Genomic DNA, 23,749 nt, shown 5'->3' on the forward strand with positions numbered 1-23,749 from the left:
GATGACGGCAGGACTACTGTCAACTGTCAACTGTCAACTGTCAACTGTCAACTAACTAATACAACCAGTAAATACTCGCTGTGCCGGCCCGGTCATGTAAATCCGCCCAGAAACTTCTGCCCATTCGATTTCCAAAACGCCGCCAGGGAGCTCAACCGCAGTTGCCCGATCGCACTTCCCTACCAACACCCCAGCTACCACAGCAGCACAAGCACCAGTCCCACAAGCTAGAGTAACACCCGCGCCTCTTTCCCACACCCGCATTTTTACGTAGTCCGAACGTATCACTTGAATAAATTCCGTATTGGTACGCTGCGGGAATGCTTTGTTGTGCTCGAATTGAGGCCCGACAGTTTCTAAAGCAACAGTCGCAACATCCTCTACAAAAGTAATGCAGTGAGGATTGCCCATGCTGACACAGGTAACAGACCAAGATTTATCGGCAACTTCGATCGGCACATCTATAGCTTTGGCATCCGCTGCAGCCAAAGTTGTCGGAATTTCCGCAGCCAGCAGCCGGGGAACCCCCATATCCACCTTCACCTGACCGTCCGATCGCAATTCCGGGGTAATCACACCAGCCAGAGTGTGGATGCGGTACTGAGTTTTCGCCTCTGACGCTTCCAAATCGGCGATAAACTTAGCCAAACACCGAATCCCGTTGCCGCACATTTCCGGTTCCGAACCATCGGAGTTAAAAATCCGCATTGTATAATCAGTGTCGTTTTGACCCGGAAGAGCAAATATCACACCGTCTGCGCCAATCCCGAAATGTCGATCGCACAAATCCACAGCTTGTTCTGGCGTGATCACTGGTTCTGACGAGTGGCGGTTGTCAATCAGAATAAAATCATTTCCCAGTCCGTGATACTTCGCAAACTCGATCGGCATAAAAACAAACCTCTTTTGGTTAAAACTGATTAGATAATTTGATGACCAAATTACCCATTTCCCACTATTATAAAACTTTATGCAATTTATAGTCCTTTCTCGTCAAATATCAACAAATATAATTTTTATAACTCTACAGGGATATCTAATTAATGCTGATGTCAATGGCTGAATGAATATCTGTAGAAAAGTAACCGCCAATGGGTTTATGCCTCATCGCGTAGACGCGCTTTTAGGTGCGGCAGTAAGGGTTAAACGGTATAAACAGAAGAATATGGTTTAAGGTAATATTTGACTATATTTTTCTGAACTATGCCTGAATTTGAAACCGGATTGCCCAGCGTTCGCTTAATACAAAGCTACATCAAAGACAAACAACAGGTGGAGATCAAACTCCTGACCGGCGACTTAGTAGCTGGCAGAATTTTTTGGCAGGATAATAGCTGCATTTGCCTCCTCGATCCATCAGAAACACAAATTCTGATCTCGCGGCCAGCAATTGCTTATGTCAAACCCAACGGCTGAGGAGACGGGGAGAGTGGGAGAGTGGGAGAGTGGGAGAGTGGGGGAGGGGGAGAGGGAGACAGTGGAACAAATGTTCCCTCTTCCCTCTTCCTTCTTCCCTCTTCCTTCTTCCCTCTTCCTTCTTCCTTCTTCCTTCTTCCTTCTTCCTTCTTCCCTCTTCCTTCTTCCCTCTTCCTTCTTCCTTCTTCCTTCTTCCTTCTTCCTTCCCTAATCGCTAAACAGCTTTTCGCTGACTTGAGCCTTGACCAAAGGCAGCTTTAAAGCAGGTTGTGGCACCCGCGGTGAGGCCGTCCGCTGCATCAAGCCGAGCTCGTAGAAGCCGCCGCACAGCAGCAAACGATCGCCTTCTTGCAAATTGCTAGTTCCGTCCGGCCAGCGAGTAAATTTCCCTTCCCGGCGGATCGCCCGCACCTGCACCCCGTACTGGGTCAGCAAATCTACCTCTGACAGTTTTTTGCCCAACCAGGGGCTGTTTGCTGGCAACCTCAGCCACTGGCAAGAACTGTCGCCCTGCGGGACAGCAACTTCCCCCTTCGCCAGCAACTCAAAACTGATGAGTTCTTCCGGTTCTCCCACTACAAAAAGTCGATCGCCCGAGTGCAAAGCTGTCTTGCCGTTAGGATAATCAATTTCCTCGCCATTCTCGCGGACGATCGCCATCACACTAACGCCTGTCAACTGCCGCAAGTTAGTTTCTTCCAGAGTCATGCTGGCAATGGGAGAACCCGACGGCAAGTTGTACCACTCGCTGTTCATATCTCGAACTGCCACTTTCAAATCCCGCGAAACCGCCAAAGGTTCGCGCGGTGGCCGCAATTCCAGATAGCGGCTGCTGCGAATTTGCTGCACTTCCCGCCCGATCGCCATTGCCGAGATCCCAATACTAGCCAACAAGTGGGCAGACAATTCTAAACTCGCCTCAAACTCCGGCTGCACGACTTCCCAAGCCCCCAGTTGGTAAAGCAGTTCGATATCTTTATCTTGGTTGGCCCGCACCACAATATCCAAATCCGGGACTAATTCTAAAGCCCGCTTCAGACACAAGCGCGTACTCATGGGATCGGGAAGGGCGATCGCCATTGCTTTTGCCCGTTCCACCCGCGCGGCTTCCAATACGTGTAAGCTGGCAGCATTCCCGTAAATGTAAGGAATTCCTTGCACTCTGCACTCTTGAATTCTACTTTCTGACTCGTCGATCACCACAACTGAACAGTTGCGACTTTGCAGCATTTTGACTAAAATTCTGCCGACTCGCCCGTAGCCACAAACCACAACATAATTTTGTTCCGGCAAAGTTTCAGCTATTGCCACAGGTTGAGATGTTTCGTCAAAATAGTGCTGCAAAGGCCCGAAATTTTCCGCCCATTTCAATAACTGTGGCACGCTTCTCAACACAAACGGAGTCAGCACGAGGGTGACTGCCGTCGTTCCTAAAATTAACAGGTAAACGTTCCGCGAAACCAGCCCCATAGCTTGGCCGGCACTAGCGAGTACAAAGGAGAATTCTCCTATTTGAGCTAAGCCCAAACCTGCGATCAATGCTGTTTTTAGCGGATAGCCAAATAATCGGACGATCGGCGTTATAATCAAGAATTTGCCGACAAATACTATAAATACCAGTCCCAGAATTACTTCTAGATGGTTCCACAGAAACATCGGGTCAATTAACATTCCGATGGTGACAAAAAATAAGGATGCAAAAATATCTCGCAAAGGCTCGACATAAGTTAGAGTTTGGTCGGCATATTCCACCTCCGAAATCATTAAACCCGCCACAAATGCGCCCATCTCGATCGAAAAACCCAAATATTCTGTCAGTAGCGCAATCCCTAAAGCCAAAACCACAACTCCCAGCAAAAACAGTTCCCGGCTTTCTGTTTGCGCGAGGTAGCGCAGCAACTGCGGTACGATCCAAATGCCTGCGACTACAGCACCGACAGCAAATAACCCGATCCGTAGCAGGGCCCACGCTACCGTCATGCCGATCGCTTCTGCTGGCTGATTGAGTGCCGGCAAAACTGCTAGCATTAGCCCCAATGCCAAATCTTGAACTACTAATATTCCCAGCATGACTTGGCCGTGGGAAGTACCGGATTCATTGCGCTCCATCAAGCACTTGAGTACAACTGCTGTCGAAGAAAGCGACAGAATCGCTCCTAAAAACACGCCTTGAGCGGGCGATTCTACCCAGCCTACAGCCAAGGAAATTGCAGTAGTAATGGCGATCGTCAGCACAATTTGCAAGCCCCCCCCGCCCAAACTAATGGCTTTTACTTTCTGGAGTTCGGCGAAAGAAAATTCCACTCCCAAGGCAAATAACAGAAAGGCAACCCCAAATTCAGCCAGGGTGTCTACCTGAATTAATTCTTTAATCAGCCCCAAACCTGCCGGCCCAACTACGATCCCTCCAAGGAGGTAGCCGAGAATTACCGGCTGTCGCAAAAGCGATGCAAAGAGTCCTCCTGCTGCGGCAGCAGCGAGAACTAGAACTAAGTCAACGATCAGTCGGAAGTCTTCTTGCACAAGTTTATGAAAAAAGTATAAAGTTATATTATAGTGTCTAATGTGTTGATTATGTTTAGTGGGTTGAATGTAGTTGGGGAGTCAGGGCAACTGCAACTATAGAACCAGGTATTTTCTGATACCAAAGAGTTTCACTCCTCAAAAGAAGCTTAACCTCTTGCAAGTAGAGCGAGGAATTGCGCCTTGATTGAGGGTAATGTTTCACCTCAACGATATGAGCGCGGAAAGATTAAATCAAGTTACTTTATTTAATGAATTTCAGGCGGAATAAAGTGGTGTTGATTACTTTTTTGTATTGGGCGTTTTTATCACGGTTTACGTTCACAGATCGGCGCTCGGTAAAAAGGATTAGTTAACATCGTTTTTATTTATTCAAGCCCTGCTTGCGGATTTACCCGATATACTGGATAATTACTCAGGCACTTTTGTGTCTTTTTCTAGTAATCCTCGGTTTTGCTAACAATAAAGATTTAGGTTTTAGACAAGTGATTTGGTCGTTGCTCTTGATACCTCAAAATGACTTGTCCATTCGGGATGTAGGTTGAACAAAGCTGCCATCGCACCTGTAAAGACTGCGCTAGTGGCGATCGACTCCCTAACTGCAGGACACCCGTATGAGCTCGGTCACGAACTGAGCATTGCCGATTTCTACCTAATTCCCGTCTTCACCTACCTATCGCAGACCCCAGAGTACGAAGCAACGATCGCGCGAACTTCAAAGCTGCGGACTTGGTGGAATGAGGTCAGTCAACTTCCTAGTGTGAAGAAAGTCTGTACTTGACATCTGTGCATTTATATAACTCACGGGTTTACAACTATGTCGCATTTATTTGAGCCATTGGATCAACGTGGTGTTACCTTCCGAAATCGCATTGCAGTTTCTCCCATGTGCCAATATTCAAGCGTTGATGGATTCGCCAATGATTGGCATCTAGTTCATCTCGTCAGTCGAGCCGTAGGAGGGGCAGGGCTGGTGATGACGGAAGCAGCCGCAGTCGAGCCTGAAGGACGAATTACGCCGCAAGATTTGGGAATCTGGGACGATGCTCACATTGAAATGTTGGCGCGAATCGTCGAGTTAATTCACCGCAACGGTGCGGTTGCGGGAATTCAACTTGCTCATGCAGGTCGAAAAGCCAGTACAGCACTTCCGTGGGATGGTGGCGAGGTGCTTTCGGAATCTCAGGGAGGCTGGACTTCGATCGCCCCTAGCGCCATTCCATTTGCACCCGATAGCCCCGCCCCGCAAGCTCTGAGTATCGAAGGCATTCAGAAGCAGACGACACTCTTTGTGAACGCAGCCCAACGCGCCCTCGCAGCCGGATTTGACGTAATCGAGATTCATGCGGCTCACGGCTACCTACTGCATGAATTTCTGTCTCCCTTGAGCAATCAACGAACAGATGACTATGGTGGCAGTTTTGAGCATCGCATCCGGTTTTTATGTGAAGTCGTAGAAGCGGTGCGAAATGTTTTACCCGATCGAACACCGCTTTGGGTTCGCATCTCTGCAACCGATTGGGTTCCAAATGGTTGGGACATTGAACAAAGTATTGCACTCAGCGATAAATTAAAGTCACTGGGCGTTGATTTAATCGATTGTTCGTCAGGCGCAATTGTACCGGGTGAAAAGATTCCGACGGGTGCAGGTTATCAAACTATTTTTGCCGATCGCATTCGACGCGAAGCCAACATCGCCACCGGAGCAGTTGGTATGATTACTGCACCCGCCCAGGCCGACCAAATCATCCGTACAGGTCAAGCAGATATGGTATTACTTGCCAGAGAAATGCTGCGCGATCCTTATTGGCCGATGCGGGCTGCGAAGCAACTACGTCAATCAGTGCCTGCTCCAATTCAATACGCTCGCGCTTGGTAATTAAGCGAATTTGCGATCGCCCGGGCGATTGCCTATGCCATCGAGCAGCCCGGTAATGTGGATGTCAACGAAATGATCATCCGTCCGACTCGTCAGCAGTTGTAAAGTGGGGCGCATGAAAGTCGATCGACTCAACTGAATTTAACCCAATGGCTCAACGGGAGACCGAATGGCTGGTGAAATGCACTACCTTCGAGGTTGCACAGGTAAGCCGTTGCTGCTGATTAATAGTTGGGCGAGAAGCTGGCGATCGGGGCATCCCATCCTCAACGAGATCGCTGCTAAACGCGATCGGCTTGCTTACGGAGAAATCAGCAAAGTTTGTCGGTGGGTTCGATCGCACATCGCCTCGCGATCGGTTGGCACTCCCTATTCGTTCTTCTGAGTGCATCGTTGTGTCGATCGCACCTTCTCCCGTCCCACCCAACAATCTAATCAATCTCGCAACCATAATATCGGATAATTGTAAAGCAATTAACCAAGCTAACAGCATGAGTATTGACCAATTAAACACAGACTACGGCATTGTCGGCCACCTCACCTTCGCCACGGGAAACGGTGGTTTCCCGATGATTCACATCGACAACGGTCAAGCCAAAGCCTTAATTTCTGTGTATTCCGGTCAAGTGCTCTCTTTTCAACCGGCCACCGAAACCACAGACTTGATGTTCGTCAGCGAAAAAGCCTACTATGCCGAAGGGAAAGCCATCAAAGGCGGTATACCAATCTGTTGGCCCTGGTTTGGCCCAGATCCCGAAGGCTTGGGGCGTCCGAGTCATGGGTTTGTGCGGAATCGCCTCTGGAATGTGCTAGAAACCGCCACAACCCCAGACGGCGCCACCAAAGTCACTCTAGGACTCAAGGATACCGATGAAACTAGAGCAATTTGGCCCCAAGCCTTTGAACTGGCGATCGTGATTACGATCGGCACCAGCCTCACTGTAGAATTAATCAGCCACAATCTAGGCGACAAAGCATTTCCCCTCACGCAAGCTTTGCATACCTATTTCCAAGTCGGCGATATCAACCGCGTGCAGGTTTTAGGCTTAGAAAATAGCCAGTATCTTGATAAAGCCGATGGTGGTGTCGAAAAAACTCAAGTGGGTGCAGTGGTAGTAACAGGTGAAGTCGATCGCATTTATCTCGATGTCACCAATGAATTAGTCATTGACGATAGCGCCCTCAATCGTCGTATTCGCATTAAATCATCGGGTAGTAAATCCGCCGTAGTGTGGAATCCCTGGGTGACAATTTCGGCAAATATGGCCGACCTTGATGATGCAGATTATCAGCGTTTACTCTGCGTAGAAACGACCAATGCAGCTACAGATATTGTGGAAGTTCCCCCGAATGGTGAGTTCCGCTTGCAGGCAATTTACAGCGTTGAACGCGACTAAGGAATTAGAGCTTAATTTTAGCGGTGATAGGGCAAAAATTCTCAGTAAGCTGTTCAGCATTGCAAGTGGATATTTTGGGCGTTGCTCAAATCCCACCCACAAGACTGGGATTGTTTCTTTAAATACAACTTAAATGCCGATTAGCTGATTGAATTGAAAAACTCTGTCACCCTAATGACTAATAATACCAAATCCAAAATTTCTCGCCGATTTATTTCTTAGTCCGCGGAGGATGTTCGGCGAATCTGAGTCGAACCGTTTAGCCACAGAACAAACTTTGTACGATCGGTTTCAACCGCCGACTCCGATCTTTTTACTTACCATCAATTATTATGCAAAACTTCAACTGGACAAAACTTCAAAATGGATCAGACATTCGCGGTATCGCCCTCGAAGGCGTTCCCAATGAAAAAGTCAACCTAACGCCCGAAATTGCGACAATCTTAGGTAAATCCTTTGTCAGTTGGCTGATGCAAAAAGTCAATAAACCCGCGGCAGAATTAACGATCGCGATCGGGCGTGACAGTCGCCTATCAGGGCAAACTTTAATGCAAGCAGTCATGGAGGGAATCGCCTCAGTTGGTGCAACCGTGTACGACTTTGAAATGGCCTCAACCCCCGCCATGTTTATGAGTACCATTACGCCTGGTTTTGATTGCGAAGGCGCGATTATGCTTACTGCTAGCCATTTGCCCTTTAATCGAAACGGCTTAAAGTTTTTTACGGCCAAAGGTGGGTTACAAAAACAGGATATTACAGATATATTAGCACTAGCCCAAAGCAATAACTTCCAGCCAGCAGCCTCGCCCGGTAACATTACAAAGCATGATTTCATCTCTGTTTATGCTAACCAATTTGTCACAAAAATCAGGGAAGCAGTCAATCATCCCGATAACTTTGAGCAGCCGCTGACAGGATTAAAAATTGTTGTGGATGCGGGCAATGGTGCTGGCGGTTTTTATGTTGATAAAGTCTTAAAACCTTTAGGTGCAGACACCACGGGCAGTCAGTTTTTAGAACCAGATGGTACTTTCCCCAATCATGTGCCAAATCCCGAAGATAAACAAGCAATGCAGTCAATTTGTCAAGCGGTAATTGCACATCAAGCTGATTTTGGGATTATTTTTGATACCGATGTCGATCGCAGTGCGGCCGTCGATCAAGTTGGTAAGGAACTCAATCGCAATCGGTTAATTGCCTTGATTTCTGCGATCGTATTACAAGAACACCCAGGCTCTACCATTGTTACCGATTCTATTACCTCCGATGGCTTGACACAATTCATCGAACAGGATTTAAAAGGGATTCACCATCGCTTTAAACGCGGCTACAAAAATGTGATTGACGAGTCGATTCGCCTCAATAACGCCGGACAGGAATCATGGCTGGCGATTGAAACATCGGGACATGGCGCTTTGAAAGAAAATTACTTTTTGGATGATGGCGCTTATTTGGTCAGCAAATTATTGATTGAATTGGCTAAGTCAAAGCTAGCGAATCAATCTTTGCCAGATTTAATTGCGAATTTAACAGAGCCCGAAGAAAGTGCAGAATTTCGGATTAAACTTGGTGTGGATGATTTCAAGGCTCACGGATCTCGCGTTATTGAACAACTGCAAGAATTTGTCTCAACGCAAGCAGACTGGAAAATAGTTCCCAATAACTACGAAGGTTTGCGAATTTCCTGCACGTCAGCTAGCGAATCAGGCTGGTTTCTGTTACGCTTATCACTCCACGATCCGGTGATGCCTTTGAATGTTGAGTCGAATGTTAAGGGTGGTGTCGCTCGCATAGTGGCTCGGCTTTTAGCTTTTTTCCAAACAACAGAATCCCTTGATTTTTCGGGACTATCGAGCTAAGCTTCACGCTCTAAACCATTAGTAAACCAAACGAAAGAGGAATTTTATCATGTGGCTTATAACCATTAGCTGTTCTGCTGAAAGCTGGGATACCCATTCCAAAGTTTTTAAAGCCATTGCTGCCAAATATCCGGTCACGCCTCTTTCTTCCAAAAAGATGAAAGGCGACGGTCAACGCATCATGGAATATCAGGTTGAGGATGTAAATGATGTAGAGGAATTTATGGAAGAATGCTTGACCTTAGATGGTTTCACCGCTGCCTTTGAATCTCTATAATTCTAGGTGATAGATTATAGCCGTTCTCAATTTTTATTTCCTACCATTTTAGATGTGAGATTAAAAAATTGGGAATTAATACTATTTCCTCAAAAATAGACTACAATAACTAGAGAGTTTTAGCAAGGCTCTCCGAAAATAAACTGCCAACAAATAATTGATTTAACAGCAGAGGAGTTAAAAATAATTATGTTGTAGCGCCGTGAACTATAATTAATGCCAATTATTAAAAGCTATGCAACAGTAGCTAGGACTAATAAAATATAATTCCATCCGCTTAGATATGAAGAGTGTTTCTGTTGAAACTTGGGTTCTCCTAGATTTGTAGTGGAAACGGTAGTGTGAGCGTCTGGCTGAAGCGGGCTTTCTTCCCCGCACTACAGGAATTTTTATTGCGGATTGCTAGAGTTAGTCTAGATAGTTAAAAATATATCAGCGAGAGAAAGGTTAAGGACTGTTAGTGATGGTAATGACTGTGAATCGAGACAACTGCGGGCTAAGTACGGAAATAATTACAGGTCGGATTTTGCGGTGGGGGCAGTTGAAAGCAAACAAGCTAACCGCTAGTTCGATCGGGGGAATTGTTGCTGGCATTCTAAGTTTTGCTCTGCCGGCGCAAGCTTTGCAGGTAGTTGTGACGCCGACAAATCCCGAACTGGGAGATACGCTGTCAGTAATGATTCAGGTTGACGGTAACGGCGGGGAAACTCCCAAAGTTTCTCTACAGCAAAAAAACTACCCCGCGTTTCCCATCGGCAACGGCCGCTTTCGGGCCCTGCTGCCGACGACGCCGGTAGAGAAACCCGGTGCCCGCCAAATCCAAGTCACAGGTGACGGACAAGTGCAGAAGTTGAGCGTGCAAGTGCGCGATCGAGATTTTCCCACCCAATCCATCTGGCTGCCGCCTGGGAAAGACAGCGAAGGTACAGACGCTGAATTCGATCGCGTAGACGCATTTAAAGCACTGGTGACACCCGAAAAATTTTGGGACGGCAAATTGTTGCGCCCCAACTCCGGCGAAATTACTACTATTTACGGGGTGCGACGTTATTATAATGGGGTATTTGCTCAAGACTACTACCACCGCGGCGTTGATTACGCGGGTGCTTACGGTTCCCCTGTAGTCGCACCAGCAGCAGGTCGGGTGTCTCTAGTGGGACGCGAATCTCAAGGCTTCAAAATCCACGGGAACGTCGTTGGTATCGACCACGGTCAGGGGGTAGCAAGTATTTTGATGCACCTCAGCCGGATTGATGTCAAGGAAGGCGATGTCGTGAAAGCCGGTCAAGTAATTGGTGCTCTGGGGTCAACGGGCGCTTCTACAGGTCCTCACCTGCACTGGGGCTTGTACGTGCACGGGCAGTCCGTCGATCCTGTACCTTGGCGGCTTCAGGGAATTGAGTAGGACTTCTTACTGATTTTGACGGATTTATCAGTCAATTATGGGGTAAGTTTGTGGCTAGGGTGTGCAGATAACTGTGATGGGTTATCAGTATTGAGTTAGGATTTGTATAAAATTTCTCAACTCAACTCTCAAAACTCGAATCTCAAGACGCTAACAATCGCGTCTTCACAAAACTTTATTGATGATGCCGTTGAGCGGGGACGCATATATGAGTATTGAAAAAATTGTTGAACAGGCTTTGCAGGATGGTTATTTAACGCCGTCTATGGAAGCTGAGGTGGGACGGATCTGCAATACGGCTTCGGAATTGTCGATCGAAGAGTACATGGCTCTCGATCGTCTGATGGGCTCTTTGTTGACTGGCGAAGTTGTAGTTCTGCCACGCAAACAGTTCATCAACGTGATGGAAGAGTTGGTGCTCAGCGATGCGATCGCTAGGGTAGCGGAAATTGAGGCGACGAGCGACCTGAGTCTGGATGTGGGAGATATTGCAGCTTATGCTTTAAATAGGCTGCCACCTCTGTACGCTACGACGGAAGAGGGAGCTCACTTTCAAAGGGCTAGGGCTAAAGAGCAACTTCACGATTTGATTTCTAAAGAAGTCAACGCAGCGATCGCCCGCAACTTGGACAGGCCAGACACCCCAAACCCCACAGCCTTGGGCAAGTCTTCGGGAAACGAAGTTCTTTCACAGCTAAGCACTTGGCTGCAAGCTAACGCCACTAATTTTGAGCCGCAGCCTTAGTACCACCCCAACAGATCTATTTCAGTTAAGTCGATCCCGCTCAATTCAGAAAGCGGGATTTTTAGTGTCTGAGTCAGCAAGATTCATCTGAAGACCGAAGCCAGAAGGCACAAGACCTAAGCCATAATTCAAGAAAAAAAATTAAAATTTAAGAGTTTTCTTTATTTGTTACATCAAATAAAAAATTCCCTCTTCCTTCTTCCTTCTTCCCTCTTCCTTCTTCCTTCTTCCCTCAAACGATTAATTGTTGCTGTCAGAAGAGTCGGCCGAGGGGCCAGCGGTAACTTTTGTTTCTCGCTTTTCGCGTTTTTTCCGTTCCGCTTGGATGACATCTTGAAGCACTATTCGCGCTTGAGCCATTTTTTCCAAATTGCTGCGGTACAAATCTAAATCTTTGCTAACTTTGTCTTCTGGCAGGTGCAAAGCCGCACTCACTTTAGCGATCGCGTTGTTTCGCGTTTCTTGGTCTTTTACTAAGTTAGGGTCAGCTTTTTCTAGTAGGGAGAACAAACCGATCGCGAACAAGCGGCTGTACTTAAATTGAGGGTTGCTGGCGATCGCCCCTAAAGACGCTTGCAAATCCGCTGTATCTTCAAAGCTGGTCGAACGATCGAGCCACGAGAGCAACTCTTGCCCGGAAAGTCTATCCGCCAAGCTTTCCAATCGCTGAGCGTCTTGCTTGTAGCGTTCTGGATCGTCTTCTAGGGACTTGCACAAAGCGTTAAAAATCGAAACTCTGTCTGCTTCTGGGGCGTACCCAAGCATGAATCGATCGAAAGCTGTCACTACACCCAAAGCATAAATCGGGTCGTATTGAAAATCGGCATTCGCCGAAAGCAAGTGCATTTCTACCATCAACTCTTCCACCACTCGACGGTAAATTGAGTTGATCGGTCGAGTGTGAATCGTATAGAAACTTCGCTTAGTATCTGAAACAGTACGGTTATTGTTCACCTGAGTCTTATAGATAAATAATTTTGCCGTAGCGGGCGTGCCAGCGCGGCGTGAGTAAAGTCGGGGAGTCAATTCTGCGATCGGGCTGACAAAGATTGCCAGTTTTTTAAGCGTTGCCGCCTGCTTGCGATACAAAATTTTATCAAAAAGATTTTACGCGCGATCGGCAGCAACAATTAATATGTCGCAATAGGATGGAAAAACCCCAGTATCTTTACAATCATAGCTTAGCTGGGATCGCTCATAAATCTAATCTTCTGACTTGCCCAGCCTAGATATGTTCTCATATCACACTAACTTTTTTTTGTCAACCCCTCCCTCATCGTGAAAAATCAAACAAACATGACAATTTCTCCTGAATTAATAGCTTTAGCCCAGTACATGGCGGGCGAATTTGACAACCGGGAACAAGCCCTAGCAGACGCGGCGTGGTACGTCCACCTTCGTATGTGGCAAAGACCACTACCCGTTCCTTTATTTTCCGAACCCAGCATTGCCCTGTTTGCCGAACAAGCCAACATTCTGGAATTAGACAAGCCCTACCGCCCCCGCATCGTGCAACTGAGGCACTCACAGATAGCGCCCGGACTGATTGAAGCTCAGTATTATATGTTCAAGGATATCGCAGCCGTCAAAGGAGCCGGTTGCAACCCCGACTTGCTTGGAAAGCTAACGAACGAGCAAATCCAACTCCTTCCTGGCTGCACCCTCTCGGTTGCGGTGCAAAATTTAGCCTCAAACGGCTATCGCTTTCGCGCATCTTTGCCGGAGGGCACTCGCTGCGGCTTTGCCTACGGGGGGCAAAATTACCAAGTAGACTTGGGATTTGAAGCCACAGGCGAGGAATTTCTCAGCTATGACAAAGGAATAAGCCCCACGACAGGTAAGGCTATCTGGGGAGCTTTAATGGGCCCTTTTAGATTTGTCAAGCGTCAGGATTTTGCTGCTGAGATATTGGTTTGAAGCAAGAAGCAACAAGGAACAATGAAGAAAGATTTAGCTATCTAGGATAGAAGGCAAGACTTTACCTTGACCTATTCTTCTACTTTAGTGTTTTGAACATCTCAACCTCTCAAGAAAGGAAGAAAGCATAAGGAAGCTGGCAAAAATTTACCTGCTTCCTGTTCTTGTCCAGGGTTACGGCGCATTTTGAGAGCCTCAAGCTTAAATTACCCGCGACACTGCAATAGATGCCAGCAGGAGTGCTCAACTTGCGCGAGGCACCCCCTCTAGAGCTTCTTCTTCCGTTTCAAAGATTTCAAACACAGAATCCATCATGGTGACTTCAAACACCAGTTTGGCTTCTGGATGAACATTGCAAATGCGGAAACTTCCCTTAACTTTATCCGCATCCCGCATACCTGCTACAAGTGAGGTCAGGCCAGAACTATCGATAAAGTTAACCTGACCAAGATTCACTACGACATGGCGGCTAAGTTTGGAAATACACTCTTGCAACTTGAGGCGGAATTGCCAAGCTGTAGTGATGTCCAACCGTCCTGTCGGTGCTAAGACGATAACTGTTGTACCGTCTTGAAGCGTGTGGGTTTTTTGATCAATATGAATCACTGACCCTTCCCTCAAATTTATTATCTATCGCGGTGGTTACTGTCCCAGTAGTTTAACTCAGGTCGGTGACTGCTGAGGCATCCAATTCGCCCAATCTTGCGGTTTTAAGAACTTCGAGTAGAGTTCGGCTTCGGGAGAGTTGGGTTCTGGCTCGTAACAGTATTCCCAGCGTACCAAAGGTGGCAGGGACATTAAAATCGATTCGGTGCGTCCGTTGGTTTGCAAGCCAAAGGTCGTGCCTCGATCGTACACCAAGTTAAATTCAACGTAACGGCCGCGGCGGTAAAGTTGGAAATTACGCTCGCGCTCGCCGTATTCTTTCGATCGGTGCTTTTCAATAATAGGGGTGTAAGCCGGCAAAAATGCCCGGCCGCAGTCCTGTACGAAGGCGAACAGCGACTCCCATGTTCTAGGTTCAGGCACGCCGATGTTGTTGCTGCACTCAGCGGCTTTGCCTTTGACATTATGGTCGCGGTAAAGCGCGCCTTGAGCGCTTTGGTAGTCAAAAAACAGGCCACCCACACCGCGGGTTTCTTGGCGGTGCGGCAGGTAGAAATATTCGTCGCACCAAAGTTTAAAAGTCGGATAATATCCGGGATGGTGGCGATCGCAAGCTGCTTTCAGAGTTTTGTGAAAATGAGCTGCATCCTCAGCCAACGGGTAATAAGGAGTCAAATCCACACCGCCGCCAAACCACCAAATCGGGCCGGCCTCAAAATAGCGATAATTCAGGTGAACCGTAGGCAAGTAGGGATTGCGGGGGTGCAGCACCATCGAAGTGCCCGTTGCATAGAAATCGTGACCTGCAGCTTCGGGGTGCTTTGCCAGAATCAAAGCCGGCAAACTTTCGCCCCACACTTGGGAAAAATTGACTCCCCCTTGTTCAAAAATATTACCTTCGCGCATGACGCGAGAACGTCCGCCGCCGCCTTCGGAGCGTTCCCAAGAGTCCTCCTTAAATTTGCCCACACCATCGAGCTGTTCGAGGGATTGACAAATTTCGTCCTGTAGGCTTTTCATAAATTGGCTGACTCTAGCTCTAGAGTCAGCGGGCGGCAAAAACGGGGAAGTGGCGGTTTTAAGTGTTGTAGAAACTGTCATCCGATTTTAGATTTTAGATTTTAGATTTTAGATTGAAGAATTGCGACCACCGCTCAATTCGGGGATTGTGACCAAATTGCTTTCGGTCGTAGAAATTCTTGCCGATCGCATTTGAGTTTGAGATTGACCGTGAGTCCCAAATCCTGTCGTCATGTAATTATGCCACCGTAGGTCTGCAAATGATCGCTATGAAGTTACATTAAAAAATAGCAATAAAAATATACTTAAACCTGCGAGCGAAAATTCGCAAACTCAATTGCAGAGCTATGGTGGAGAACACAATGCCCAATACACTCGATGTTAGTTCAGTCTTAGAAATCCTGCGACCTGTGCAAGACCCCGAACTACAAAAGAGTTTGGTGGAATTGAACATGATTCGTAACATAAAAATTGACGGCGGTGTCGTCAGTTTTACTTTAGTGCTGACAACGCCTGCTTGCCCGCTGCGAGAATTTATTGTCGAAGATTGCCAAAAAGCGGTCAAACAGTTGCCAGGAGTCGAAAAAGTGGCGGTGGAGGTGACAGCCGAGACGCCACAGCAGAAGGGAGTGGTCGATCGCCAAGGCATTGAAGGAGTGAAAAATATTATCGCAATTTCCAGCGGCAAAGGCGGCGTCGGCAAAAGCACAGTGGCGGTAAATGTGGCAGTAGCGCTAGCGCAAACCGGCGCTAAGGTGGGTTTGCTGGATGCGGATATCTATGGACCCAACGACCCAAATATGTTGGGTTTGGGGGACGCGAAAGTCATGGTTAGGGACGGAAAAAGCGGAGAAACCCTCGAACCCGCCTTTAATTACGGCGTCAAATTGGTGTCGATGGCGTTTTTAATTGACAAAGACCAGCCCGTCATTTGGCGCGGCCCGATGTTGAACGGAATCATCCGGCAGTTCCTCTACCAGGCGAATTGGGGCGATTTAGACTATCTGATTGTCGATATGCCTCCGGGTACTGGAGACGCACAGTTGACAATGGCGCAAGCTGTGCCGATGGCTGGTGTTGTAATTGTGACGACACCGCAGACTGTGGCATTGTTGGACTCCCGCAAGGGCTTAAAGATGTTCCAGCAGTTGGGAGTGCCGGTGTTGGGAATTGTGGAAAACATGAGCTATTTTGTGCCGCCCGATATGCCTGACAAGCAATACGATATTTTCGGTTCCGGTGGCGGGGAAAAGACTGCTGCTGAGTTGGGAGTGCCGCTGTTAGGCTGCATTCCGCTGGAAATTCCGTTGCGGGAAGGTGGCGATTCGGGGGTGCCGATCGTGGTGGGGCAACCGGGTTCTGCTTCAGCTAGGGAGTTGCGGGCGATCGCGGGTCGCATTGCCGGTAAAGTTTCCGTAGCAGCCTTAGCCTAACAAACTCTCCTTTCTGGGGTTTGTCCCCCGTCTTCCTGTACACGAAGATTTGCCTAGTTCTCAGGCTCTGCTTGGGAACTAGAAACGAGAAAAGGTAAACTATAACCAGCAAACTTAACATTCAAAGAATTATGATTTTTCCAGGTTCGGCAGTTCGCGTTAAAGATAAGGGTGAGATTTACTACGCCTTTCAAGGACAAGTCCAGCGAGTTACCGACGGAAAGGTCGCGGTACTGTTTGAAGGTGGCAATTGGGACAAGCTGATCACGTTCCGCCTGTCGCAGTTGGAACTTGTCGATGCTACGGCTGGTCGCGTGAAATAGTCAGCGGTCATTAGTCATTGGGACAGGATTTACGCCTCATAAACCCGGTTTCTGCGGGAAATCTTGGTTTAGTAGCGAAATATCTAGGAAGAAACCGGGTTTATGACCCGCGTGAGTCCAGCACTATAGGAATTGGTAATTGGTAATTCAGTCCTGGACGCAAAAAATGATTTGACGCACTTCTTATAGGGGTAAGGTGCGCAGTGCGCACCCTACATATAGAAGTTATTCGTAATTCCTTTAGGTAAGGTGCGCAGTGCGCACCCTACATATAGAAGTTATTCGTAATTCCTTTAATTGCCAAAGTACCCAAGTCCAGGCCACTGACCCAATAGCATTGATAACTAGCACCAAACCAATGACTAATGACTAATGACTGATGACTAATGACTAATCACTAAAACTATGCGTTTACCTTTACCCCAATTTGCTACAAAAGAGCGCCATCCCGATCGTATTGCTGAGGTCATCGAGACGGCAACGTCGGAGTTTTTGGCTCAATGTTTGGAACCGGAAGACTTAAGCTTTCCTGTGATGCCACCTTTTGGCAGTTGGGTGAAGGCCGAGGATGAAGAGTCGAAAAATCAAATTTACGGCGTGGTTTATTACGCTACGACTAGCCCGATCGACTCGGTGCACAGAGCTCGCGCTTTGGGTTTGTCGCTGGAAGAGTTGCGGGAAGAACAACCGCAGATTTTTGCGATGCTAAAAACCGAGTTTCGAGTGGCGATTGTGGGGTTTGAGGCTGCTCCGGAAAGGTTGAACGGTCACGGCCCATCTAGGGGTAAAATTTATCAGTATTTGCCGCCACGCCCGCCGCAAATTCACCAGGCGGTTTATCGCTGCGAACCCGATGAGGTGATTGATTTTACGGTGCAGTTGGATTTTTTGAGGACGCTGCTGGGGGTGGCTAATGCGCCGGTGGAGGCGCTGACGGCGGCGGCGATTCGGGAGATTTATCAGTTGCGGATGCGCGATCGATCTTGGTTGGTGGAAGCAGGGAGGAGTTTGAGTGTTTTGTTGAAGGATGATTATGACAGGTTGAGGGTGATTTTGAGTCAGATTCATCCGTAGGGGACAACTGACTAATCTGTTTGAGAGCGATCGTCAAATATTGAGGCGATCGCACCAGCCAGACTCTGGTATTTTATCAGCCTTACAATTAAATTGAGAAGGAAGAAACGATCGCACTTAATTTAAAATGCGATCGCCCCCTTCAGTTTTGCAGAACACTGCGTCTGATGTAAAAGAGCATTTTTGCCCAATTTAATCTAAAGAAACATAGCGAATCAAACTCCGCATGAGCTTGCCGATAGTCGGGGCAGGTAAAATCTGCGACCATTCTTGAACTCCTGCAAAGCGACGCAAGTAGAGTGCGCTAACAATTTTATCGATTCCCTTCTGGGAGCCAATCACTAGGATCAGCACAGGTTCCCGGTCTGGTTCAGCAGGCACAGGATTTGGCTGCGATGTCGGCGATGTCGGGATTTCGTTGATATCTGTGGAAACAAAAAGCTGTGTTTGAGTCATTGCGGTCTATCTCCTCGATCTAATAGGTGCTAATTGTCAATGGATCGCAGTGTAGCGCGTTAGATGACAATCAGCAACGTTTACAGGAGCATGACTCTCTGACACAATCGGGAGCATGGGAAGAGCAGGTAAAGCCCTCAAAAAAATATTAGAGGCATACGATATCAGTCAATATCAATTGGCGGCCAAGATGGAAATCGATCGCTCAAACGTTAGCCGTTGGGTGAGCGAAGAACGAGATCCATCCGCTGAGGCGGTATTTGCGATTAAGCAAGCGTTGCAGACATTCAATCGGGAGGCGGCTAATGAATTCGTCAGATTGTACTTGGGAAATGGCGAGGAAAACGATTAGGTTATCAGGTGTGGAGAGTGTCGCACCGATCGCCCTTGCTGCATTCAAGGGCGATCGCGCATTAATTTGCAATAATTTATTTAAACCGAGAAAGATTATATGTGGATAGAAATAACAGCGCTAAATCAAGTTCCCGAATGGGGTGTCTTGAAGGTAAAGGTTGACGAAACTTCAGTGATTTTGAATCGTCAAGGCATGAATGTAACTTGTTACCGCAATGCCTGCACTCATTTAGAATATCCGATCGACATGGGTAAGGTAAGCAGCGGTATCATTACCTGTCCCTTTCACAAATATCAGTATAAGTTAGATACTGGTAAATGTTTGAATGCACCAGGGGATTCCCTGGAATCTTATCCGGTAAAGATTGAGGGCGATCGCGTTTTTGTGGACATAGATTAGTATTCGTTATTAGCTAAGTCCGACAGGGGTTGAAACCCCTGTCTCATAGCTCAAGTCGTCTAAAGACGACTGTAGATTAATATTTGATATCAAGTCCGGCTTAAATACCCCCTCACTCTCTTAGTCTGCGGAGGCAGACTTTGTTTGACAAGGAGCGGTTTCAACCGCCGAACCATCGAGGGAGTAGCCAACCCGGATTTACTTTCAACCTACCATTTTCGCGCGCCGCTGACGGAGGAAAATCACCAAAAGCCCGATCGCACCTACCGCCAAAAGCAGCCATTCTTCGGGTTCAGGAACGCCAGAAACATTCAGAGGATTATTCGGCTTAGTTAACTCCTCCTTACCCGATTCTACCTCTCTGTCAAATCGATCGCTCTTAGCTTCCGCTGCTTTTAGTTGCTCCCTTTGCGCGTCATTAACTAACACAATCATCGAAGAATAAGGCGTCACCACTTTGAAATTTTTAGCTACTGCGTGCATCGCATCCAGTTGCGTCAATTGATTGGAACTTTTCTGCTTGCTAAGTGCAGTTATCAACTGCCGCGCAGCTATCGGTTTAAAGCCTTCATTTCCGGTATCTTTTAACTCTGCAACTGGCGCCGATTTGGCGGTTTTTTTCGACTGCGGGGTTTTGGCATAACTCCAAACATAGCCGTCAACAACACTAACTGTAGATTGGCCGGAAGCTGCTGTGGTTGCTACTCGCTGCATCGCCTCTTTCATACCCGTAGCCACTCCGCCACCGCTATCTTGAATCACCTTTAAAGTTGCGTCGTCGTAGCCGGGGGGCAAACCTCCCAAATGCACTGTCCATAGAGGTGCAGAGATGGAAAGTTTAAGTTTGCGATCGTCCGACAATTCGTAACTGTGGCGATCGCTCACCACAAATACAGTATCGTAACTTTTATCGCCCCGCAACTGTGCAAACTGTTGCAGGATATCTTTGAGCTGGATTGTACCGTAAAATGTCACCTTTGCGGCATCAAAATTGCGTACATCTTCAACAAATTTAGGCGGCATTCCCGCAGGGCTGGCGACATACAAATCAACAGCATTTTTGGCTGCTGCATTAGTTTTCAACCATTCAAAAGTCTCTTTTACTTCCTTACTTTCCGCCGCCATGCTGCGTGAAGTATCGAAAATAACTGCAAATTTCTTGCCTTGCGGTAGGGAGTAATTTGCATCAGCCAGCGGCTTAGCAGAAATGATATTTCCTCCCGGTAGAATCGCCTGCTGCGCTGTTAGAGGTTGCTGTGCGACTGCGGGCAAAAAGGGTGGCAGCCAAGTTTCTCTTGCTTCTTTCCCGCTGTATTTTACCTCTTTTCCGGCGATCGTGCGGCGAGTATTTTGGTTCCAAAAAATGTTGCGTTTCTCAGCCAAAACAGGCATAGCCCAACCCTGCGGCTGGCGCATGACTTTGTAAGTAAGCCACAGGTGCATTTCCGTTGGCCCGTCAGTTTGGGTGAATTCTCGTTTAGCTGGGATTGGAAAAGCCCGCAAACGGTATTGTTTGGGGCCAATTTGTTCTAGCAAAGCCGGATCTACTCTTTCTCTCACCTGTTGATTGTAAACTTGCTGTGCGGCACCGCGAGGCGATACCGTAAATACAAAACGTTTGTTTAAATCGCCAGTATCGCCCAGCCAAACTCCTGTAACTGCGGCGCTTTCCGGCAGAGAAAAGTAGTAGAAGACTTCTTGCAAGTTCGGCGTTTGATTTTTGTAAACTTCGTAGAGTTGAACGTCAGCCCAGTCGCCGTTTTCTTTGACTGTCACTTCTTGCGACTGCAACCATACTTTTTCCTGATTGACATTCAGCAAACCTGCTTTAGCTTCTTCCCGATTTGATGTTGACTGTACCGCGTGTTTTACTGCTTCTGTGTCGCCTTTTTGCAGTTCCGTATCGAAGAATTCGCCGTAGAGTTTTTCGGCTTTTTCCACATCAGCACTAGAGCCTTGATACAAAAACGGCGACATTAAAAAATTATAGCTGTTCTGCAAAGTTTGAGCTGCTTCGTCAGGGAAAATCCAAATATTTTTGTATATCTCATAAATGTGGTTGTTTTCTCCTACAGTGCTGAGGTAGCGGTAAGGGGACAAATAAGCATTGACTAAGCCCGATCGAATCATATCAGACTTGGCTAATAAAGTTTGGCGAACCGTGTCATTTGCGGGGGGAGTCGCCAACATTTTCAGTGCTGCAACTTGCGGTTGCTGCTGCAAAGCTGAGAAAATAGCCAGCCAAGCTGCTATCACTCCCAAACTTCCGATTAGCGCTTTATTTTTCCCGTATTGTGCAGCAAAACTCTGCCATATTTTCCGGCCCGAATGAATGTAGAGAAAGCCGTACAGCGAAGGCATAACCACGAACAAGCTACAGGTTAAACCAAACAATATAAACGATAGCGGTATCCAAATTAAAGCCGAGGCCCACGCCCCGTATTTAAACATCTCCAGAAATGGTGAAACCCATGTAAACTTGAAAAATTGAATGACGAAAAATAAGAATCCATAAAGTGTATACAATGCCACAGGTATAGCGTAATAAAGCAGCAATGTTGCCGCCCAAACGCCAACTACTATCATTAAACTGTGACATCCTAATTGCAGCCACGCACTTCGCTTTTCTCCGATCCAACTGAAAAAACGAGGCGGTTTCTTATGGGAATTCTGGGAATCGAAAATATTTTGAACATTTTCTCTTTTACCCAGATATCCGTACAGAATTTCCACTGAAAATGCTGCAATGCACAAAGCAATAGTAGCGATGATTTGAGAACTAGCTGGAGTGAGTTCTCGCAGCAGGAACAAGCGGAGCAAACACAGCAAAAATAGCGGTGCTTCTACGCCGTAAAACCAACGCATTAGCTGTAGGGGTTGCTTGCCAAAACGCCTAGCTCCTATTACAGTACATACAGTGGGTACTGCGATCGTAGATGCCATCGTCAAAGAAAACTCTAGCGGGATAATGCCATCGATTGTCGCTTTAATTAATGGCACTCCTATAATCGGCAAAATCCCCAAGTAAACAATCGATAAAAAAGTCAAATTCCACACCCAAAATATTGTTTGAAAAAGTGTATTAAATACCTGTTTAATTTTCATTTATTTCTCCTTTTAAGCTTTGTTTAACGGTATCGTATACATTACTAGCAAATTTTTTTACTTCAGAATTTTCTGCTTTTAGCGAACTGTTAAATAAAATAGAAACTAGCACCCAAGTATGGTTTTTGTGAGTGAGATCGCTGCCGATACGCGACAAGAAGTTATCGGTAGTTTGCTGGGCAGATTGCAGCCAGTATGTAGCGGATAGTTGGTTGTCTTTGAGAGACAGCCAGCGCGCCGTTACAGCAGGAGTTAGCTGTTTTATTTCTATTCGATTTACGGGAATGCCACTGGCTACAAAACACAGTTCCGGTGCGTGATAAGTCTGCCAAGATGTGCTGGCTACTGTGAGCATGGAACCGCGCAAGTTGCCTGACACAAATCTCTTTTTCTCTGTTTGGGTGCCGGGGTAATTGCCAAAGAATTTTTGTTCGCTGGGATTCAGCGGGATTGATTCGGACACAATTGATGCGGGAAATTTTAGGGGGGCGATCGCTAATTTTTCACTTTCTACATGGTACAATTGAGAAATTGCACCCACAACCGCCACCGCTACAATTAGTCCCGGTTTAGCCAAAGGCTGATTTTTGAGTATTTCTAAATCCCGTTGCGAGTGAAAATCAGTTTCTTTTGTTTCTTGAAATTTCGGAACTTTTTGCAGCATTAACCAACTTAAAAAGCAAGCGCCGATTAAACCCACAATTCCTAGGGGTACGTGCAGCATTGCTGCATAAGTTGGCTGTTGGAAAACTTGGGCAACCAGCACTAGCACGGCAACCCGCAAAGCGTTAGCCGACAACAACATTAAGAAGTTAGCAGCGCATACCGCCAGCCATTTTAAACTTAATTTGCGGCTTTCTAGCCAGGTAGCAGCTAGCAAAAATAGCGTTCCCACTAAGAGGGTTTTAATGCCGCTACAAGGCACGTCAACGTGAGCGATGCCGTTTTCCAAAACGATAATATCGTAAGAAGAAATAGCCCCAATGTGCAGCATTGAGAGCAACTGTTCTACTACCTGAGCAGTCAGCACTCGCGCCGGCAAACCTAAGCCACTATTCAACTGACTGTTAAATGGTAAAATACAAGCCAGTAAGCCCGCAACTGGTAAGTTTTTTCGCCAAAAGTTCGGCTCCACCAATAAGCCGCACAGCCCATAAGTTCCGAGGATAAATAGCAGGACAGTAATTTGTTTGATATCAATTATGCACTGAAGGGCGATCGAGCAAATACCCGCACCCAACATCAACAGCAGCGGATATCGCCTCAGAACGAAATTTGGCGAAAATCCCGGCGGGCGATCGGAGTTCCCAATCGATCGCACTACTAATGCTACAATCAAAAAACCAATTACTATCTTGTACAGTGTGGGTATCTCAACAAACGAGGATAACAGCCACTTAACAGCCGAGATATTGGCCCAAAACCAAGCAAGCGCCAGTAAAAAAGGAGCCAGCCAAACCCAATTAACCGCAGGATGAGGAGTAACAGAATCTGGAATTGCAGAATCAGTGATATTGGTGCGCTGCATGATACCGCTTGACATTCACGTTGGTGACATCT

Annotated in this window: 24 protein-coding genes; 15 read left to right on the top strand and 9 right to left on the bottom strand. The window is 47.1% G+C overall.

What is annotated here, in order from left to right:
• Positions 1-51 precede the first annotated feature (51 nt).
• Entirely contained in the window at positions 52-891 is an 840-nt protein-coding gene (gene dapF / locus QUB77_RS11050) for a diaminopimelate epimerase (RefSeq protein WP_333173880.1), read from the bottom strand.
• A gap of 312 nt (positions 892-1,203) precedes the next feature.
• Here dapF and QUB77_RS11055 point away from each other — a divergent pair, with 312 nt between their 5' ends.
• Entirely contained in the window at positions 1,204-1,416 is a 213-nt protein-coding gene (locus QUB77_RS11055) for an Hfq-related RNA-binding protein (protein ID WP_333173883.1), read from the top strand.
• A 207-nt stretch (positions 1,417-1,623) separates the two neighbouring features.
• Here the strand turns inward: QUB77_RS11055 and QUB77_RS11060 are convergent, their stop codons facing one another.
• Complete coding sequence (locus QUB77_RS11060; RefSeq protein WP_333173885.1) at positions 1,624-3,939, bottom strand: cation:proton antiporter domain-containing protein; 2,316 nt, start codon at positions 3,937-3,939, stop codon at positions 1,624-1,626.
• A 541-nt stretch (positions 3,940-4,480) separates the two neighbouring features.
• Here QUB77_RS11060 and QUB77_RS11065 point away from each other — a divergent pair.
• From QUB77_RS11065 to QUB77_RS11100, 8 genes are all read left to right on the top strand, one after another.
• Positions 4,481-4,720 carry a glutathione S-transferase domain-containing protein gene (locus QUB77_RS11065; RefSeq protein WP_333173888.1) on the top strand — a complete coding sequence of 80 codons (240 nt, stop codon included), beginning with the start codon at positions 4,481-4,483 and terminating at the stop codon, positions 4,718-4,720.
• 36 nt (positions 4,721-4,756) lie between these two features.
• Positions 4,757-5,818, top strand: a complete 1,062-nt coding sequence (locus QUB77_RS11070; protein WP_333173890.1) for an NADH:flavin oxidoreductase/NADH oxidase — start codon at positions 4,757-4,759, stop codon at positions 5,816-5,818.
• A 169-nt stretch (positions 5,819-5,987) separates the two neighbouring features.
• A complete protein-coding gene (locus QUB77_RS11075; RefSeq protein WP_333173893.1) occupies positions 5,988-6,203 on the top strand; it encodes a hypothetical protein in 216 nt (71 codons plus the stop codon).
• Positions 6,178-7,215 (top strand): D-hexose-6-phosphate mutarotase, encoded by a 1,038-nt coding sequence (locus QUB77_RS11080; protein ID WP_333323019.1) that lies wholly within the window; start codon positions 6,178-6,180, stop codon positions 7,213-7,215. Before QUB77_RS11075 ends, QUB77_RS11080 begins: the two co-directional genes overlap by 26 nt.
• A 332-nt stretch (positions 7,216-7,547) precedes the next feature.
• The gene (locus tag QUB77_RS11085) at positions 7,548-9,074 is read left to right on the top strand and encodes a phosphomannomutase/phosphoglucomutase (RefSeq protein ID WP_333173899.1); all 1,527 of its coding nucleotides are present in this window, start codon (positions 7,548-7,550) and stop codon (positions 9,072-9,074) included.
• A 49-nt stretch (positions 9,075-9,123) separates the two neighbouring features.
• Entirely contained in the window at positions 9,124-9,351 is a 228-nt protein-coding gene (locus QUB77_RS11090; protein WP_333173901.1) for a hypothetical protein, read from the top strand.
• Between the two features lie 463 nt (positions 9,352-9,814).
• Complete coding sequence (locus QUB77_RS11095) at positions 9,815-10,756, top strand: M23 family metallopeptidase (protein WP_333173903.1); 942 nt, start codon at positions 9,815-9,817, stop codon at positions 10,754-10,756.
• Between the two features lie 208 nt (positions 10,757-10,964).
• A complete protein-coding gene (locus QUB77_RS11100) occupies positions 10,965-11,501 on the top strand; it encodes a late competence development ComFB family protein (RefSeq protein WP_006631395.1) in 537 nt (178 codons plus the stop codon).
• A gap of 240 nt (positions 11,502-11,741) precedes the next feature.
• Here the strand turns inward: QUB77_RS11100 and psb29 are convergent, their stop codons facing one another.
• Positions 11,742-12,455: a photosystem II biogenesis protein Psp29 gene (psb29, locus tag QUB77_RS11105; protein ID WP_333174091.1), complete on the bottom strand. Its 714-nt coding sequence runs from the start codon at positions 12,453-12,455 to the stop codon at positions 11,742-11,744.
• Positions 12,456-12,797: 342 nt separating this feature from the next.
• Between psb29 and QUB77_RS11110 the strand changes: the two genes are divergently transcribed.
• The gene (locus tag QUB77_RS11110) at positions 12,798-13,418 is read left to right on the top strand and encodes a chromophore lyase CpcT/CpeT (RefSeq protein WP_333173904.1); all 621 of its coding nucleotides are present in this window, start codon (positions 12,798-12,800) and stop codon (positions 13,416-13,418) included.
• A gap of 243 nt (positions 13,419-13,661) precedes the next feature.
• Here the strand turns inward: QUB77_RS11110 and QUB77_RS11115 are convergent, their stop codons facing one another.
• Genes QUB77_RS11115 through QUB77_RS11125 form a run of 3 tightly spaced genes read right to left on the bottom strand, consistent with a single transcriptional unit; the run spans position 13,662 to position 15,278 of the window.
• Positions 13,662-14,024, bottom strand: a complete 363-nt coding sequence (locus QUB77_RS11115) for an STAS domain-containing protein (RefSeq protein ID WP_006631392.1) — start codon at positions 14,022-14,024, stop codon at positions 13,662-13,664.
• 57 nt (positions 14,025-14,081) lie between these two features.
• A complete protein-coding gene (hemF, locus tag QUB77_RS11120; protein WP_333173906.1) occupies positions 14,082-15,125 on the bottom strand; it encodes an oxygen-dependent coproporphyrinogen oxidase in 1,044 nt (347 codons plus the stop codon).
• Positions 15,126-15,152: 27 nt separating this feature from the next.
• Positions 15,153-15,278, bottom strand: a complete 126-nt coding sequence (locus QUB77_RS11125) for a hypothetical protein (protein WP_333173908.1) — start codon at positions 15,276-15,278, stop codon at positions 15,153-15,155.
• 128 nt (positions 15,279-15,406) lie between these two features.
• Here QUB77_RS11125 and QUB77_RS11130 point away from each other — a divergent pair, with 128 nt between their 5' ends.
• The 3 genes from QUB77_RS11130 (at position 15,407) to QUB77_RS11140 (ending at position 17,874) form a co-directional block, all read left to right on the top strand.
• Entirely contained in the window at positions 15,407-16,477 is a 1,071-nt protein-coding gene (locus QUB77_RS11130; protein ID WP_333173910.1) for an Mrp/NBP35 family ATP-binding protein, read from the top strand.
• A 131-nt stretch (positions 16,478-16,608) separates the two neighbouring features.
• Positions 16,609-16,800: an NAD(P)H dehydrogenase subunit NdhS gene (locus QUB77_RS11135; RefSeq protein ID WP_332977793.1), complete on the top strand. Its 192-nt coding sequence runs from the start codon at positions 16,609-16,611 to the stop codon at positions 16,798-16,800.
• Between the two features lie 405 nt (positions 16,801-17,205).
• On the top strand, positions 17,206-17,874 hold the full coding sequence (locus tag QUB77_RS11140) for an HAS-barrel domain-containing protein (protein WP_006631388.1): 669 nt from the start codon (positions 17,206-17,208) through the stop codon (positions 17,872-17,874).
• Between the two features lie 192 nt (positions 17,875-18,066).
• Here the strand turns inward: QUB77_RS11140 and QUB77_RS11145 are convergent, their stop codons facing one another.
• Positions 18,067-18,330: a peptide ABC transporter substrate-binding protein gene (locus tag QUB77_RS11145; protein WP_333173915.1), complete on the bottom strand. Its 264-nt coding sequence runs from the start codon at positions 18,328-18,330 to the stop codon at positions 18,067-18,069.
• Between the two features lie 115 nt (positions 18,331-18,445).
• Here QUB77_RS11145 and QUB77_RS11150 point away from each other — a divergent pair, with 115 nt between their 5' ends.
• Positions 18,446-18,682: a helix-turn-helix transcriptional regulator gene (locus QUB77_RS11150; protein WP_333173917.1), complete on the top strand. Its 237-nt coding sequence runs from the start codon at positions 18,446-18,448 to the stop codon at positions 18,680-18,682.
• A 99-nt stretch (positions 18,683-18,781) separates the two neighbouring features.
• Positions 18,782-19,084 carry a Rieske (2Fe-2S) protein gene (locus tag QUB77_RS11155; protein WP_333173919.1) on the top strand — a complete coding sequence of 101 codons (303 nt, stop codon included), beginning with the start codon at positions 18,782-18,784 and terminating at the stop codon, positions 19,082-19,084.
• A 204-nt stretch (positions 19,085-19,288) separates the two neighbouring features.
• On the opposite strand, the gene QUB77_RS11160 is transcribed toward QUB77_RS11155, so the two are convergent.
• The gene (locus QUB77_RS11160; RefSeq protein WP_333173921.1) at positions 19,289-22,189 is read right to left on the bottom strand and encodes a TIGR02921 family PEP-CTERM protein; all 2,901 of its coding nucleotides are present in this window, start codon (positions 22,187-22,189) and stop codon (positions 19,289-19,291) included.
• Positions 22,179-23,732: an exosortase O gene (gene xrtO, locus QUB77_RS11165; RefSeq protein WP_333173924.1), complete on the bottom strand. Its 1,554-nt coding sequence runs from the start codon at positions 23,730-23,732 to the stop codon at positions 22,179-22,181. The genes QUB77_RS11160 and xrtO overlap by 11 nt, the downstream gene beginning before the upstream one ends.
• Positions 23,733-23,749: the final 17 nt, after the last annotated feature.

Origin of the sequence: Microcoleus sp. AT9b-C3 (genome assembly GCF_036705485.1) — a bacterium.
GTDB lineage: Bacteria > Cyanobacteriota > Cyanobacteriia > Cyanobacteriales > Microcoleaceae > Microcoleus.